12 protein-coding genes are annotated in these 15,434 nt (G+C 50.6%); 10 read left to right on the forward strand and 2 right to left on the reverse strand.

What is annotated here, in order from left to right; genetic code table 11:
• Nucleotides 1-9 precede the first annotated feature (9 nt).
• Both ACYU8Y_RS04570 and ACYU8Y_RS04575 read left to right on the forward strand, forming a co-directional pair.
• Complete coding sequence (locus ACYU8Y_RS04570) at nt 10-939, forward strand: winged helix-turn-helix domain-containing protein (protein WP_460934660.1); 930 nt, start codon at nt 10-12, stop codon at nt 937-939.
• Nucleotides 940-1,236: 297 nt separating this feature from the next.
• Nucleotides 1,237-2,340 (forward strand): DUF4421 family protein, encoded by a 1,104-nt coding sequence (locus ACYU8Y_RS04575; protein ID WP_460934662.1) that lies wholly within the window; start codon nt 1,237-1,239, stop codon nt 2,338-2,340.
• Nucleotides 2,341-2,390: 50 nt separating this feature from the next.
• On the opposite strand, the gene ACYU8Y_RS04580 is transcribed toward ACYU8Y_RS04575, so the two are convergent.
• Entirely contained in the window at nt 2,391-4,679 is a 2,289-nt protein-coding gene (locus tag ACYU8Y_RS04580) for a GH92 family glycosyl hydrolase (RefSeq protein WP_460934664.1), read from the reverse strand.
• A gap of 329 nt (nt 4,680-5,008) precedes the next feature.
• Between ACYU8Y_RS04580 and ACYU8Y_RS04585 the strand changes: the two genes are divergently transcribed.
• The 8 genes from ACYU8Y_RS04585 (at nt 5,009) to ACYU8Y_RS04620 (ending at nt 15,170) form a co-directional block, all read left to right on the forward strand.
• The gene (locus ACYU8Y_RS04585) at nt 5,009-6,268 is read left to right on the forward strand and encodes an efflux RND transporter periplasmic adaptor subunit (RefSeq protein WP_460935189.1); all 1,260 of its coding nucleotides are present in this window, start codon (nt 5,009-5,011) and stop codon (nt 6,266-6,268) included.
• A gap of 96 nt (nt 6,269-6,364) precedes the next feature.
• The gene (locus ACYU8Y_RS04590; protein WP_460935191.1) at nt 6,365-7,819 is read left to right on the forward strand and encodes a TolC family protein; all 1,455 of its coding nucleotides are present in this window, start codon (nt 6,365-6,367) and stop codon (nt 7,817-7,819) included.
• A 112-nt stretch (nt 7,820-7,931) separates the two neighbouring features.
• The gene (locus ACYU8Y_RS04595; protein ID WP_460934666.1) at nt 7,932-8,594 is read left to right on the forward strand and encodes an ABC transporter ATP-binding protein; all 663 of its coding nucleotides are present in this window, start codon (nt 7,932-7,934) and stop codon (nt 8,592-8,594) included.
• 102 nt (nt 8,595-8,696) lie between these two features.
• Complete coding sequence (locus ACYU8Y_RS04600; protein ID WP_460934668.1) at nt 8,697-9,944, forward strand: ABC transporter permease; 1,248 nt, start codon at nt 8,697-8,699, stop codon at nt 9,942-9,944.
• Nucleotides 9,945-9,998: 54 nt separating this feature from the next.
• On the forward strand, nt 9,999-11,153 hold the full coding sequence (locus ACYU8Y_RS04605; protein WP_460934670.1) for an ABC transporter permease: 1,155 nt from the start codon (nt 9,999-10,001) through the stop codon (nt 11,151-11,153).
• An 87-nt stretch (nt 11,154-11,240) separates the two neighbouring features.
• The gene (locus ACYU8Y_RS04610) at nt 11,241-12,617 is read left to right on the forward strand and encodes a sigma-54-dependent transcriptional regulator (RefSeq protein WP_460934672.1); all 1,377 of its coding nucleotides are present in this window, start codon (nt 11,241-11,243) and stop codon (nt 12,615-12,617) included.
• On the forward strand, nt 12,614-13,894 hold the full coding sequence (locus ACYU8Y_RS04615) for a sensor histidine kinase (protein ID WP_460934674.1): 1,281 nt from the start codon (nt 12,614-12,616) through the stop codon (nt 13,892-13,894). The genes ACYU8Y_RS04610 and ACYU8Y_RS04615 overlap by 4 nt, the downstream gene beginning before the upstream one ends.
• 223 nt (nt 13,895-14,117) lie before the next feature.
• Complete coding sequence (locus ACYU8Y_RS04620) at nt 14,118-15,170, forward strand: spore photoproduct lyase family protein (RefSeq protein ID WP_460934676.1); 1,053 nt, start codon at nt 14,118-14,120, stop codon at nt 15,168-15,170.
• A gap of 63 nt (nt 15,171-15,233) precedes the next feature.
• Here the strand turns inward: ACYU8Y_RS04620 and ACYU8Y_RS04625 are convergent, their stop codons facing one another.
• Nucleotides 15,234-15,428 carry a hypothetical protein gene (locus ACYU8Y_RS04625; RefSeq protein WP_460934678.1) on the reverse strand — a complete coding sequence of 65 codons (195 nt, stop codon included), beginning with the start codon at nt 15,426-15,428 and terminating at the stop codon, nt 15,234-15,236.
• Nucleotides 15,429-15,434: the final 6 nt, after the last annotated feature.

Consider the following 15,434-nt stretch of genomic DNA (forward strand, 5'->3'; position numbering starts at 1 on the left):
TTGTTGTGTATGCGGGTATATTCAGGCTTATCAACGGGTAGTCGTCTGCTGATCGTCAGCGGGTTTCTTTTGTTGATAAGCCTGTTATTTGTTCAGTTTGTCGGATCGACACCCTTATCCAACAAGCCATATACGCCCGAAAAAGTCAACCTGGCCCTCCGACGAACGGCCCACCACCTGTTGCGTGCGGCTGGCGATTCGACGTCTCGGATTCCAGCCGTACAGCAGCGTGATGCGCAAACCTTTCGCATCCGGCTGAACCATGCCTTCGACTATGACAGGCTGCCGGGTCTTCTTCAGGAATCCTTCCGGCTCCATAAAATTACGGCGGAGTATACCGTAGCCGTCCTGGATTGTGCCAGAGGGGAATTACAGCTAGGGTATTCCGTTAAGGATGTACTGGCCGCCGAACCTGTACCCTGCGCGGGCCGCTCCATCAAGCCCGGCTGCTACCTGGTGCAGGTCACCTTCGACGCACCTGCCGAGACCGCTCAGGCGTTCCCATTCTGGCCAGCTCTCTCCATTGGCGGACTCGGCCTGATCGTGAGTTTACTCGTCGTGGGATGGCGCCGAAAAGAGCGAACAAGTGAACTGACGCAACACACGGCCTTGCCAACGGCGACCCCATCGTTACTCCGGTTCGGTCGGTCCAGTCTCGATGTCAATAATCAGACGCTTACTACAGAAACCCGTCAGCACAACTTGACCTATCGCGAAACCAAGCTGCTGCGCCTGCTGGTGAGCCATCCCAACCAGGTATTAGAACGCGATCTGATTTTGAAACTAGTTTGGGAAGACGAGGGCGTCATCGTGGGCAGAAGCGTGGACGTGTTCGTATCCCGATTGCGGAAGCTATTACAAAGTGACTCTACCCTCAAAATCGCGGCTGTACACGGGGTCGGCTACCGGCTGGAAGTACAGGAAGTAATCAGCCGTTGACTAACCTTCTGGAGCGCCACCGGTTGATTATACGTCGGGTTTGGCGACCAGCGCATTCTCTTTTTCGCGGAGATGAATTCAATAGAGCGTTTTCTCTGGTAAGTAGCGCTGCTCTGTTTTTTCTCGAACGTCCATTGCGCCGGACAAAACTCGCCAACCTTCCCGATACGCCTATCGTCGAAGAGGGCGTGTGTCCGGTACGGAGTTCCGGCCAAGTGTTGACCGGTGGGAACGACGGGTGGTGGACCGGGCGGTTTTGGTGGTGTAGAAAAATGCAGGTGTTATATTGGTATCGTGATGAGGAAATTTACTGGTCTGGGCGTGAGAGAGGTACGGACAAACACGTTGATTCGCTGTGTGTTGCTAGTACTGTTTCCGATCATTAGTAACGGCCAGGGCTTCGGGTTTCTCGGCATCCCGCTGGATACGCTGTTGAGAACCAAAATTCCCCGCGTTGACCGGGCTTACATCACAACCTATTACCGGCAGTTGCATCTGTACGCGGTTAGTGATCACCAGGAATACAGTATGCAGGTTGTGGGTAAAGCCTACTCACTGAACTATAAACCGAATCTGCCCTGGGCGCTGGGACTTGGGGTTAACTACAAATGGATTGGGACCGAACTAACCATTAAGCTGCCCTTCTTCGGGTACACCCCCGAACGGCGCGGGAAAACGAAACCGTTTGGGGTTACCATCAATTTGAATAACCGTCGTCTCTGGTTTTCAACGCAATATCAATTTTATCGGGGCTTTTATCTGAGCAATCCCGATGTGCTGCGAGCGGACTGGTTCGATCATTCGTCGGCTTATCCCTACCGGAATGATATACGCAGTCAGACGGTAACGAGTCGGCTGTTGTACCAATTCAATCCCTTACAGCTGTCGATTCCGGCTACCCTGCTTCAGCGGGAAGAGCAGCGCAGGGGTGCCCGGTCGTGGAATATCGGCGGGTCGTTTGCCTACCAGTACATCCGGGCCGATTCGTCTCTGGTTCCTTCAGTATTACAGGCTGATTTTCGCCCGGAATCCCGTTTGTTGAGTCTCCAGTCGGTGTCGCTGGGCCTCGACGTAGGGTATACGCAGACGATTATTCTGCACAAACGTTACTTTGCCAGTTTTACCGTACGGCCGGGCTTAACGGTATTATGGCAACAGACGAAGACCGTGTCCAACGAGTCCGAAAATCAACTGCAGGCAGGCTGGCAGGGGATTGCATCGGTAACCGTAGGCTATAGTTCGGCTAGTTACTACGGCGGTATCTATGCATCAACAACAAAAGTAAATCGAACCTTTTTCAATGGCCTGATCAACACCGATACGGACTATATTAAACTGGTGTTTGGCAAACGAATTCGCTACCGGCCCAAAGGGATCATAAAGCAGGTTCCTGGCTTGTAAGGATCTGAAATAGAAGTACGTTAATGGACTTGTTAAAGGTTTTTGACTGCTCATTTCTTCGCTGGTTTGGCACTCATGTAAAAGGTCAGCGTGCCACCTTTGAGAATATCCGAATGGGTAACGATGGGCTGGGTCAGCAGCTTGCCGTTCAGCATTATTTTCTGCACATACACATTCTTGTCGCTCTGGTTGATGGCTTCGATGGTAAACGTTTTTCCATTCTCAAGGGTAAGCCGGGCGTTTTTCACCGAGGGACTTCCCAGCGAGTAATCTTCCGAACCGGGGGCCACCGGGTAAAAACCCATTGACGAGAACATGTACCAGGCGCTCATCTGACCGCAATCATCGTTGCCTCCCAATCCGTCGGGAGTAGGTTTGTACTGCATGTTGAGAATCATGCGGACGCGCTCCTGTGTTTTCCAGGGCTGGTCGGTCCAGTTGTAAAGGTAGGCAATGTGGTGCGCCGGTTCATTGCCGTGAATATAGCCGCCAATGATTCCTTCGCGGGTGATGTCTTCGGTTTCGGCAAAAAACTCATCGGGTAAGTGCATCGAAAAAAGCGTATCGAGCCGGGCCCGAAATGCCTTTGGTCCACCCATGTACTGAATCAACCCCGCCGGATTCTGAGGAACGAAAAAGCTGAAATTCCAGGAGTTGCCTTCAATAAAGCCCTGCCCATCGGTTTTGTAAACGTCGAATTGTTTCTTGAACGAACCGTCTGCCAATCGGGGCCGCATAAAGCCAATGGATTTATCGAAAACATTCTGCCAGTTCTGAGACCGTTTTAAGTAGGTTTCGTAAATGTCGGATCGATTCAGCTTCTTCGCCAACTGAGCAATGCACCAATCATCGTAGGCGTATTCCAGCGTGTTCGACACCGACGTGCCGTTGCTGGCCGCAGGGACATACCCTTTGTCGATATACTCCCCAATCCCTTCATAAGGGCGATGGTTCGAGGTGGCAATACAGGCATCCAGGGCTTTCTGAGCATCGCCTTTGAACACGCCTTTGATGACCGCATCGGCCAGCACCGACACACTATGGTAGCCACTCATGCACCAGTTTTCATTGGCGTAGTGCGACCACACCGGCAGCATCTTCAGCGTACTCTGGTCGTAATGATTCAGCATGGATTGCACCATATCATTGTTCCGGCTGGGCTGAATCAGGTTGAAAAACGGGTGCAGCGCCCGGTACGTATCCCAAAGGGAAAACGTCGTATAATTTGTAAATCCTGTTGCCGAATGAATACCCTGGTCCAGCCCTTTATACTGGCCATTGACATCCATATACGTCGTTGGATTGATAAAGGAATGATACAGAGCCGTGTAGAAATTGACCTTGTTGGTTTCGGAGGCATCGATCTGGATTTTGTTTAATTCCCGGTTCCAGTCGGCCTGCGCTTTCGCTTTGGTCTGGTCAAAATCCCAATGGGGTACTTCAGCCTGCATATTGGCCAGCGCATTCTCCTGGCTAACCGGCGACAGAGCCATTTTCAATTGCACTTTTTCGCCCGCTTCCGTATCGAAGTCAAAATACATCCGGATACGCTTGCCCGCTATCTCCGGGAAGTTTTTGGTTTGATCGAACTTTCGCCAGAAACCCTTGTAAACCTGGGATTTATCCAGGTTTTTCTGGCCGTACGATTTAAACGGTTTGGAAAACGACAGGGCAAAATACACCGTTCGGGTGCGAGCCCAGCCATTGGTTTGCCGGAATCCCGTGATCAGCGTATCGTTAACGACCCGAACGAAGGTCCAGACAACTTTGTCGTCGTAGTTATAAATACCATGAGCCAAATCCAGAATGAGGTGCGATTGATCCGATTTCGGGAAGGTATACTGGTGAAAGCCCACCCGGTTAGATGCGGTCATTTCGGCCAGAATTCCATCATCGTCGAGTTTGACTTTGTAGTAACCTGCTTCGGCTACTTCATTGGCGTGCGAAAAAGCGGACCGATACCCCGTTTTGGGGTTTGACGATACCCCCGGATTAAGTTGCAACGCCCCCTGCGTTGGCATAATTAGGAAATCACCCAGGTCGGAATGGCCCGTACCACTGAAATGTGTATGGCTAAACCCAACAATTGTTTTGTCTTCGTATTTATAGCCCGCACAGTATTTATAGACATCGCCATTGTATTTGCCATTAAGCTCGTACGATAGCGTATCCGTATCGGGGCTCAACTGGACTGACCCAAAGGGCACCGTAGCGCCCGGATACGTATGCCCCATTTTTTCGGTGCCAATGAGCGGGTGGACGTAAGGGACAAGGTTTTGTTGGGCGTAGGAGAAGAAAATGAGTGATTGAAAGAGGACTGTAAAAAGTAATTTCATCATTTTACGTGGGTTGCTTCACTAAATCGGCTAAAGGCTAAAAAGGTACGAAAAGCTTTCGGAAGCGCCTGCGCGGACTGGTAGACAAATTTAAATAAAGACTAATTCTTTTTGCTTTCCGTGCTGGAAGATGCTTACATCTGCCAAGAGAGGTTTTGAGAAACCTCGCCCGCCGGTTACTTATAACCGACGTCACGGTAGTGCGGAATCGTGAAAGTCTGTGCGAAAACGCACATATTATTTCTTATTGTACTTGGTAATCCATTGACAGATAGTGCTTTATCGGTTGGCATGTTGTTTGGCTATCTATCGCTAAGATTGCACAGAACATGATGGATAAAGAACTTGCCCCGGAGATAACCAATCGTAGTCGCAACCGAAGCCTGCTAATCGGAGTGGTGGTTATCGTTGTACTCGCGATTGCCATCACCTGGTTGCGTGATGCGGTGAAGACATCCATTGAGGCCGACAAAATTCGCGTCGCAACGGCTGAGATTGGCCCTGTAGAAAATTCGCTCAACGCCACCGGTGAAGTGATTCCGGCTTACGAACAAATCTACACCAGCCCAATTCGTGCTAGTATCCGGCGGGTGTTACTAACGCCCGGAACGGCCGTGAAACCCGGTCAGCCTATTCTGGATCTCGACAAATCGTTGACCGAAATCGAACTGGAAAAACTAAACGATCAGCTTTCCCTGAAACGGAACAGCATCGATCAGCTACGGATGAAGCTAAATAAAAGCCTGTATGATGCCGAAGTGAACGATCAGATCAAACTGCTCAATATCAACCGGCTGCGAGCCGATCTGGAAGGCTCCCGACGCTTGCAGAAAGTAGGAGGGAACACGGGCGAAGATGTTACCCGGGCCGAAAACACCCTGCGTGTCGCTGAACTGGAGAAGAAGCAGTTGGAAAACGATCTGGCCTACAATCGGCAATCGATGGGAGCCAGCCTGCGCGAAACGACGCTGCAAGCCCAGATCGAGGAGAAGAACCTGAAAGAGTTGACACATAAATTGAAACAGGCCGATATTGTTGCCGACCGGCCGGGCGTGCTGACCTGGGTGAATGAAAACATCGGTTCAGCCGTCAATGAAGGGGAAATGCTGGCTAAGTTGGCCGATCTGGCCAGTTTTCGAGTAGAAGGGTCGTGCTCTGATGTCTATGCCGATCAGGTGAAAGTGGGCTTGCCCGTGATCGTCAAAGTCAACGAGACGAACCTGCGCGGACTCATTACGCAGGTGAAACCGGTCGTGAAAAATGGTATTGTTCAGTTTGTCATTCAATTGGACAACAACCACCACGCGTCGCTACGGCCAAATATGAAAGTAGAAGTGTTCGTTGTCACCGATCGCGTGGCGAAAGCGGTGCGCGTGGCGAACGGACCGGCTTTTAAAGGCAAACGGAAGCAGTTTATATATGTATTACTCAAAGGGAGCAACGTCGCACATCGTCGGGAAGTCGCCCTTGGGCTGTCAAACTTTGATTTTGTGGAAGTGAAATCGGGCCTTCAGGCGGGCGAACAGGTTATTCTGACCGATCTGAGTGAGTATGAGCATCTGGAAGAAATCACCATTGAACCGAAACGATAACTCCAGACCGCCATGACTCACGATCATCTACTTCACTCATGTCCGTGGCTTGTGTCCTCAAAAGCCACGGGAAAGCAATCACTGGTACGTAGACCCATTTATTTTTTGATCATTACTAGCCTGTTCGTTAGTCAACGTCTTTGTGCTCAACCCCAGACGACTACATTGACTGAGGTCGTCCAGTTGGCGCAGGCCCAGTCGGTGGCAGCCAAACGAGCCAATACCCAGCAACGAACCAATCATTGGCAGTTCCGGTCTTTTCTGGCGCAGTTTAAGCCGCAGCTAAGCCTGGATGGGTCGCTTCCCAACTTCACCCGGTCGTATGTGCAGGTGACTCAGCCTGATGGTAACCTCCGCTTTGAGCCGGTATCCTACAACAACTCCATCCTGAACCTGTCACTAAATCAGACAATTGCGCCGACGGGCGGGACTATCTTTATTCAGCAGCAACTCCAGCGATTCGACAATTTTATCCAGAACAACACCTTGTACAATGGTATACCTTTCGGGATCGGGATAACGCAGCCGCTCTTTCAATTTAACCAGATGCGTTGGGACCGGAAGATACAGCCGCTCTTGTATGCCGAAGGAAATCAGCAGTTGATCGAGTCCCTGGAACAAGTTTCACTAACGGCATCCAACTTGTATTTCGATCTGCTGGTAGCTCAGGTGAATCTGCAAATTGCCGAAACCAACCGCACCAACAACGATACCCTATACCGAATTGCGCTGCATCGACTCGATATGGGTAAGATTTCGCAGAATGACCTTCTGCAGTTGCAGTTGAGTGTGTTGAATGCCGAAAAAGACCTGGCATCCGCCCGGCAAACGGCGGCAGTAGCGTCGTTGAAATTGAAAACGTTTGTGGGTTACCGGGAGGAGAGCACGGGTCAGCTACGCCCGCTGGATTTGGCCATTCCGAATCAGATTCCTGACCTGATCGTGGATGTGAAACGAGCGTTCGATGAGGCTGTTGCCAACCGGGCGGGGTCTATTGGCTTCCGGCGACGAATGCTGGAGGCCGAGCGGGACCTGGAAAAAGCCCGTAAAAACAACGGCCTGAACGCTACCCTGACGGCGGGCTATGGGCTATCCAACCAGGGGCCCAATCTGGTCGATGTCTACGTTCGTCCGCAGAACCGCGAATACGTCACCCTTCAATTTACATTACCCATCATGACCTGGGGGCGGGCGCGGGCAATTGTTGAAACCGCCAAGGCAAACCGGGAGTTGGCGCAGCAAACGGTAGAGCAGGATAAGCTAACGTTTGAGCAGGAGATCTTTACGCAGGTGACCTTACTCCAGATGTTAAAACAACAGGTGACCCTTACCGCCAAAGCCGATCAGATCGGTCAGAATCGCTATCAGATTGCGCAGGATCGGTTTAAGTTGAGCGACCTCAGTGTGACGGATTTAGGCATTGCTACGCAGGAAAAAGACCGCGCCCGCCGGGATGCCATTCTGGCTCTGCGCGATTACTGGCAGGCATTTTACACCCTTCGCTTATTGACCTTATTTGATTTTGAAACAAACCAAAAAATAAAGTATTGACCATTTTTTATCATTCCGACGATAGGAGAAATCTTCCACTTGCCCACCAGGAGATAGTAAGATTCCTCCTATTGTCGGAATGACAAAACCACCACAAATAAAACCTGAAAACATGATCAGCCTACAAAACATCGAAAAAGTTTACCGAACCAGCACCATCGAGACGCTGGCGCTCAACAACATCAACCTTACTATCAAAAAAGGGGAGTTCGTTTCCATCATGGGACCGTCGGGTTGTGGCAAGAGTACGCTTCTGAACGTCATGGGTCTGTTGGATGAGCCGTCGAAAGGAGTCGTTCAGCTTGATGGACAGTCCGTTACGCAGTATGGAGATAAAGAGCTCGCCAAATTGCGCAACCAGAAAATTGGCTTTATTTTTCAGAGTTTTCACCTGATCAATGACCTGACGGTGCTCGATAACGTAGAAATACCACTGCTCTACAGAAGCACCAATGGCAAGCCGCGTCAGGAATACGCCAAGGAAGCGCTGACAAAAGTAGGCTTGAGCAACCGCATGAAGCACTTCCCGAAGCAGCTATCAGGCGGGCAGAAGCAACGCGTAGCCATCGCCCGCGCCATTGTCGGTAATCCCGATATCATTCTGGCCGATGAACCAACCGGCAACCTCGACAGCGCCATGGGCAACGAAATCATGAATATCCTGCAACAGCTCAACGACGACGGTGCTACCATTGTCATGGTTACGCACGATGAACAGATGGCCAAACGCACCCACCGGTTAGTGCGGTTATTCGACGGGACGCAGGTGTTATAAATGAATGGCGAAAGAGCGAATGAGTGAAAGAGCGGAAGTAACGCGTCTGGCACTCACTAACTCTTTCGCTCTTTCACTCATTCATTCTTTCGCTCTTTAATTATGCTTCTTAACTATATAAAAATCGCTTGGAAGGTGTTGCTGCGGCATCCATTTTACACCTTCATCACTCTTTTCGGTATTAGCCTGACGTTAACCGTTCTGATGGTCCTGACATCGTTTATCGACCATCTATTCGGGAGTCATTATCCAGAGTCGAACCGGTACCGGTCGCTCTACATTCAGTTTATGACCCAGCGGGATTCGGCCCGTACGTCCCGAAATGGAGGGCCGATGAGTTACAAATTCCTGACCGAGTATGCCAAGTCACTGAAAACACCCGAGCGAGTCACGATCTGTTCGTTCTACAGTAGCTCGAACGCCTACGTAGGGTCGCAAAAAATCAGGATGAACACCAAATTTACCGATGCCGATTTCTGGCGGGTAATGACTTTTGACTTTCTGGAAGGTAAACCCTATAACGAACAGACTATTGCCAGTGGGGCGAATGTCGCCGTTATTACGGACGATTTCAAACGGCAGTATTTCAGTAATTCAGACGAATCGGCTGTGGGCAAGGATGTCGAAATTGAGAACATTCATTACAAAGTAATTGGTGTGGTGAAGGGAAGTCCGCTTACCCGTTTTTTTACTTATGCGGACGTTTACTTTCCCTACACGGCTCCTAAAAGCAACTACCAGAACGTTGGTTTCCGAGGGAATTTCATCGCCATCATACAGGCGAAAGCGGAGGCTGACCTGCCGGCCATTCAGGCGGAATTTCAGGACCGGATCAACCGGATTCCCTTACCCGCCGTGTCAGATGGGTTTAGGTTTGATATTCTGGAAGTGCCCTGCGAACCGTATGCAGAAAACATTATCGGACAGATACTGGATGGCGGACCTGGTCTGAAAACTATATTTTACGGCATTATCGCCTTCATTCTGTTCATGCTACTGGGCTTACCTGCTATCAATCTGGTGAATGTAAACGTGAGTCGTATTCTGGAGCGAGCCTCCGAAATTGGGATACGCAAAGCCTTTGGCGCACCCATCCGTACCCTCGTCTGGCAGTTTATTATCGAGAATGTCTTTATCACTTTTATTGGTGGAGCCATCGCGCTGGTACTGACATTTTTCGCCATTCAATTGATCAATTCAAGTGGCTGGATCGCCTATGCCGACCTGACCATCAATGCCAACGTGTTCATTGTCAGTATGATCGTTTGCCTGTTGTTTGGTCTCCTGTCGGGTGTGGTACCCGCCCTTCGCATGTCGAAACTTAGCATTGCCGAAGCACTCAAATCATAAAGAGCAGAAGGATTACCCTGCACTTTTTCGCTCATTCATTTTTCGCTCATTAATATGATTCCTCATCTGTTTAGATTAATCTGGAATAAGAAGAAGACCCACGCGCTGCTGATCGTAGAGATCTGGGCTTCTTTTATGGTACTCTTTGGGCTAATGTCGCTGATCGTGTTCAACGTCAGAAATTATCGGGAGCCGCTGGGGTTCGTGTATCAGAACGTCTGGGCTATCGGGTTGCAGAACAACCAGGATACCACCGAAATTGCTCAGAAATCAAACGCCATTCTACAACGATTGAAGGGCTATGCCGAAGTGGAATCGGCTTCCCGGGCAAGTAATAATTTCCCCTTTTCGTCGAGTAGCATGAGCAATGGTATCGACTACGAAAAACGCCATACGCAGGCCGACTTCTATGTAACTGACGGAAATTTTGCAAACACCCTTGAGATTCCGGTCCTGGCGGGCCGGTGGTACCACGCGGCTGATAGCGTCGGGAAATTCAAGCCCGTTGTTCTGAATCAAAAGGCAGTCGAAGAATTGTTCGGTACGGAAAATCCGCTTGGGAAGATCATCAATAAAACCTGGAAAGTAATCGGCGTAGTGGGTAATTTTAAGGGGAAAGGTGAGTTTATGAGCAACCAGCCAGCCCTGTTCGAACAACTGGACGAGAATAATGACTGGAACCACACAATGATCGTACGGGTCAAACCGGGTACCGACGCGGTTTTTGAAGCTAAACTTGTCAACGATATTTCGGCGATGGCAAAAGACTGGAGTGTGGAGGTCGACCACTTAACCGATGCCCGGAAAAAGCAGCAGAACCTTACCTTGGTGCCGGTTATTATCTTCCTCATCATCAGTACTTTCCTGCTGATCAATGTGGCCCTGGGTCTGTTTGGGGTGCTGAACCTGAGTATTGCCAAACGCCGGGGCGAAATCGGGCTGCGCCGGGCGCTGGGCGCCACCGGACAGGGAATCTCTACGCAATTCGTTGGTGAAATATGGGTGCTGGCTACCTTTGCCATGTTGATTGGTTTGCTGTTTGCCGCTCAGTTTCCGCTGCTACATGTATTTGACCTACAGGCAGGAATTTACATGGCCGCTATCGGTATTTCCATTGCGGTTATCTATGGGCTCGTTACCGTATGTGCCCTTTTCCCAAGTCGGCAGGCAGCCATGATTCAGCCCGCTACCGCCCTGCACGAAGAGTAAAGACGCCTATTTGCGTCTCCTGTTGACCGGATGGTTTTGCTGATGCACAGGAATAGAGACGCCTATTTGCGTCTCTACACAAAAAATATGATTCTCATTATTGACGACGATATTGCCGTTCAGACGTCTCTTTCGCTGCTGTTCAGGAAAGAAGGGTTTACCGTACGCGTGGCCGATGGGCCATTTGAAACGATTGAAATACTGGCCGAAGAAACGCCCGAGCTGATACTACTCGACATGAATTTTTCGGTAGATACCTCTGGCGACGATGGCCTGCGCCTGTTGCGCCGGATTCGGGAGCGGTTGCCTGCGGTGCCGGTCATTCTCATCACGGGGTGGGGGAGTATCGACCTCGCCGTGGAAGGCATGAAGGCGGGGGCGCGGGATTTTATTACCAAGCCCTGGCAGAACGATCACCTCGTGCAGTCGGTGCGAACCGCCCTGAATCTGGCGCAGGCAATCCCCGCGTCACCCAATCGGCGTAAGCTCGATCAGCAGTTTAAATTTGATAATATCGTTGGTGAAGACGCCAATCTGCTGACCATCCTGACGACCATCGGGCGGGTAGCGCCAACCGATGCGCCCGTGTTGATCACTGGTGAAAGTGGTACCGGTAAAGAACTCATTGCCGAGGCTATTCATCAAAACAGCCGGCGGCATCGGCAGCCGTTCGTGAAAGTGAATTTGGGCGGTATCTCGTCCACCCTGTTCGAAAGTGAATTGTTCGGGCATGTTCGGGGGGCGTTTACCGATGCAAAAACGGACCGTGTCGGGCGATTCGAATTGGCCAACAAAGGATCTATTTTCCTGGATGAAATTGGCGATCTGGACCCGGCAAGTCAGGTAAAATTGCTGCGCGTATTACAGGACCGAACGTTTGAGCCGCTGGGAAGCAGCAAATCCCGAACGGTCGATGTGCGGGTGATCTGCGCCACCAACCGCAATCTGGAAGAAATGGTCAGTAAGGGCCAGTTTCGGGAGGATTTATTCTACCGGATCAACCTGATCTCCGTGCGGTTGCCCGCCCTGCGCGAACGCCCCGGCGATATTCCTCTGCTGGTTGCGTATTTCGTTGATAATCTAAAAGTTATTTACGGGCGTCCCGACTTGCGGATCAGTGCGCCAGCGCAGAAATGGCTTAAAGGTCTGGCGTTGCCCGGCAATATCCGCCAGCTTAAGAATGTCGTGGAGCGGACGGTTCTCCTCTCGTCAGGCAACGAGTTGCAGGTAGATGACTTCGAGCGCAACCTGACACCAAATGCTACGTCGGTGGTTACGGCCGCCAGTTCGTTGCCACCGGTTGGCAGTATGACACTGGAAGAAATGGAGTACCAGATGATCCACCGGGCCATGGCATTTCACCAGAACCGGGTGGCTAAAGTCGCCCGTGCGTTGGGTATTACCCGTTTTGCGCTCTACCGCCGATTGGAGAAATTTGGCATTCCCTACACAACCGAGGAATGAACCTACCCCTGCGCACCCGTTTCCTGATTTACATCATTGCCGTTCATCTCGTGCTGATTGGGTTGACCTGGTGGGTACTGCGCGAAAATAAACTTGTATTTATTGCGTCAGAATTGCTTATCCTGCTCTCCATTCTGGTCGCTGTTCGCCTGTATCAGGCGTTTCGGCAACCGTCGGAGTTTATCGCGTCGGGCATTGAAGCCATTCAGGATAAGGACTTTACGGTTAAGTTTGTGCCAACCGGCAACCAGGAGGTCGATGACCTTATTACGGTGTACAACTTAATGATCGACCAGCTTCGGCACGAGCGGACACGGCAGGTGGAACAGCAATTCTTTCTGAACAAACTCATCGACGCTGCGCCCATTGCCATTCTGATTTTTGATTTCGATGACCGCATTGCTTCCGTCAACCCCAGAGCCAGCCAATTACTGGGCATGGAGTCCGATAAAATTATTGCCAAACGATTGTCGGAACTGGGCTATTCACTGCTGGCTCAGGTCGCCGACCTGGCCGATGGCGAAGCGCGCATTATGAAGCCGAACGGCATCGAGACGTATAAAGTGTTGCGATCCTACTTTATGGATCGGGGGTTTCGGCGGTCGTTTCTTATCATCGAAGAACTGACGCCGGAGATCCTTGCTACGGAAAAAAAATCGTACAGCAAGGTTATCCGGATGATGGCGCACGAGGTCAATAACTCGATTGGCGCCGTAAATTCCATTCTCGACAGTACGCAATCCTATGTCAATGAGCCCGATGTAAAACACGCCATTCGGGTGGCTATCGAGCGGAATGACCGTCTGAATCGCTTCATGAGCCGCTTTTCCGACGTTGTTCGCTTGCCGCAACCCCAGCTAAGACCCGTTAATTTAAGCGAGCTCGTCTGTAATGTCGTTCAACTGATGCAGCCACAAGCCGTTGGACGGGGTGTATTGCTGACGGCTGTTGCTGCCGAAAAAAATGTTAAGTTAGTCGATGGGGATCAACTGGAACAAGTCCTGATCAATGTCGTCAAAAACGCGCTCGACGTCTGCCGGGAAGGCCAGCGCATAGAAGTCATCAGCACCACTCGTTACCTGCTCATTCGGGACAATGGTGACCCGATTCCCGATGAAATTACGGCTAATCTGTTCAATCCGTTTTTCAGTACTAAGCCTGACGGGCAAGGCATTGGCCTGACACTTACCCGCGAAATTCTGCTCAACCACAAACTATCGTTCTCCCTTCGGACGGAAGCCAGCGGCTGGACGGAGTTCCAAATTCTGTTTGAGTAAGGTGTAGGTACAAATCGTAAATGATAGGTTATTACAAAGGTAGATAAACAACTGAAACCCCTAAGATTGACTACTATTCTGAGCCGAGTCAGTGAGAACCTGCTCTCACGAAATTATAGAAAAAAGATCATAGTAGATTGATTATCAATATGTTTGATAAGTCAGGTGGTGAACAATAAACTACTCCCGGGTGTTATACAAATACCAACTCTTACCAGTATTTATGCCTGATTTCAATCCATCAATGATTCTTTATACGGCCGATGCCCTCAATGAGCGGGGGGAGGCAGTGCTGGCGCAGTTCCCGAATGCCGAAACCCTGGAGGTGAAGCAGCACAACCGCTTGCCGGAATTGGGGTTGAATCACTTTAAAGTCAAGTCCGATGTGCTGGTGTTGGGGCGGCTCAAAACCCAGGACATTAAGTGGAGTGGGCGTAGTTCAGATTATATCGCGCCAAGTCTGGCCAATGGCTGTTTTGGTGCCTGCACCTATTGTTACGTCGACCGGCACAAGACGGTCAACCCGATTACACTTTTTACCAACATTGATGAGAACCTGGCGAGTATCGATAAACACGTCAATTCGCTGGCCTGGCCTAAACCCATTAACCAGACGGACGCCACGTACTGGACGTATGACATTGGCTGTAATTCCGATATTTCCGTGGATTATGGGTTGACGGATGGCATTCAGCAGGTATTCGAATTTTACCGTGATCATCCCCGTGCCAAAGCTACTTTCGCGACCAAGTTTGTTAATCCGCTTCTGCTGGACTTCGATCCGAAGCGGAAAATCCGTGTCCGGTTTAGTTTGATGCCCAGTCATGTCAGCAAACTGGTTGATGTGCGCACGGACAGTATTGAAAAACGGATTGCCGCAATCAACGACTTTTATGATGCCGGGTATGAAGTACACGTTAATTTCTCGCCGGTAATCGTTTACAGTGGTCCGGATGGCGATAAGAAAGCGTGGCGGAATGACTACCGCGAGTTGTTCCGACAACTTGACGATGCCCTTCGGCCGGATGTTCGGGCGCAGCTCAAGTGCGAAGTTATTTTTCTGACGCACAATCAGTGGCAGCACCAGGCCAATCTGGCCATCAATCCGAAGGCGGAAGAACTGCTGTGGGTACCCGAATTGCAGGAGAGTAAAGTAAGTCAGTTTGGGGGCTGGAATATCCGCTACAATCACCAGTTGAAGCGGAAAATGATTGCTGTTTTTGAGGATATGGTCCGCGAGGAAATCTCGTGGTGCGAAATCCGTTATATATTTTAACGCAGAAGGCCCGTATCAAACGGGCCTTCTGCGTTACGTTAATCGACGCTGTTCGCGTTCTTATCAATTTGACTTACTGCCCCCTTTGCTACCACCCGTTGATCCACCCGCACTGCGGCTGCCTTTATGAGAGCTTTTGTGCGCTGTTGAACTCCGGCCGTTTCCTGTTTGCCCGTGTCCCGTACCGTTGTCCTGGTTGTCGGTAATCCGCTGGCCTTCGTACGATTCTTCGACTTTTTCCAGGGTTTTGTCTGCCATAACGCT

Source organism: Spirosoma humi, assembly GCF_054776575.1.

Bases quoted from the DNA above. Each gene is read 5' to 3' on its own strand.
- ACYU8Y_RS04570 (WP_460934660.1), top strand. From the start codon at position 10: ATGCGGGTATATTCAGGCTTATCAACGGGTAGTCGTCTGCTGATCGTC.
- ACYU8Y_RS04575 (WP_460934662.1), top strand. From the start codon at position 1,237: ATGAGGAAATTTACTGGTCTGGGCGTGAGAGAGGTACGGACAAACACG.
- ACYU8Y_RS04580 (WP_460934664.1), bottom strand. From the start codon at position 4,679: ATGATGAAATTACTTTTTACAGTCCTCTTTCAATCACTCATTTTCTTC.
- ACYU8Y_RS04585 (WP_460935189.1), top strand. From the start codon at position 5,009: ATGGATAAAGAACTTGCCCCGGAGATAACCAATCGTAGTCGCAACCGA.
- ACYU8Y_RS04595 (WP_460934666.1), top strand. From the start codon at position 7,932: ATGATCAGCCTACAAAACATCGAAAAAGTTTACCGAACCAGCACCATC.
- ACYU8Y_RS04600 (WP_460934668.1), top strand. From the start codon at position 8,697: ATGCTTCTTAACTATATAAAAATCGCTTGGAAGGTGTTGCTGCGGCAT.
- ACYU8Y_RS04605 (WP_460934670.1), top strand. From the start codon at position 9,999: ATGATTCCTCATCTGTTTAGATTAATCTGGAATAAGAAGAAGACCCAC.
- ACYU8Y_RS04610 (WP_460934672.1), top strand. From the start codon at position 11,241: ATGATTCTCATTATTGACGACGATATTGCCGTTCAGACGTCTCTTTCG.
- ACYU8Y_RS04615 (WP_460934674.1), top strand. From the start codon at position 12,614: ATGAACCTACCCCTGCGCACCCGTTTCCTGATTTACATCATTGCCGTT.
- ACYU8Y_RS04620 (WP_460934676.1), top strand. From the start codon at position 14,118: ATGCCTGATTTCAATCCATCAATGATTCTTTATACGGCCGATGCCCTC.
- ACYU8Y_RS04625 (WP_460934678.1), bottom strand. From the start codon at position 15,428: ATGGCAGACAAAACCCTGGAAAAAGTCGAAGAATCGTACGAAGGCCAG.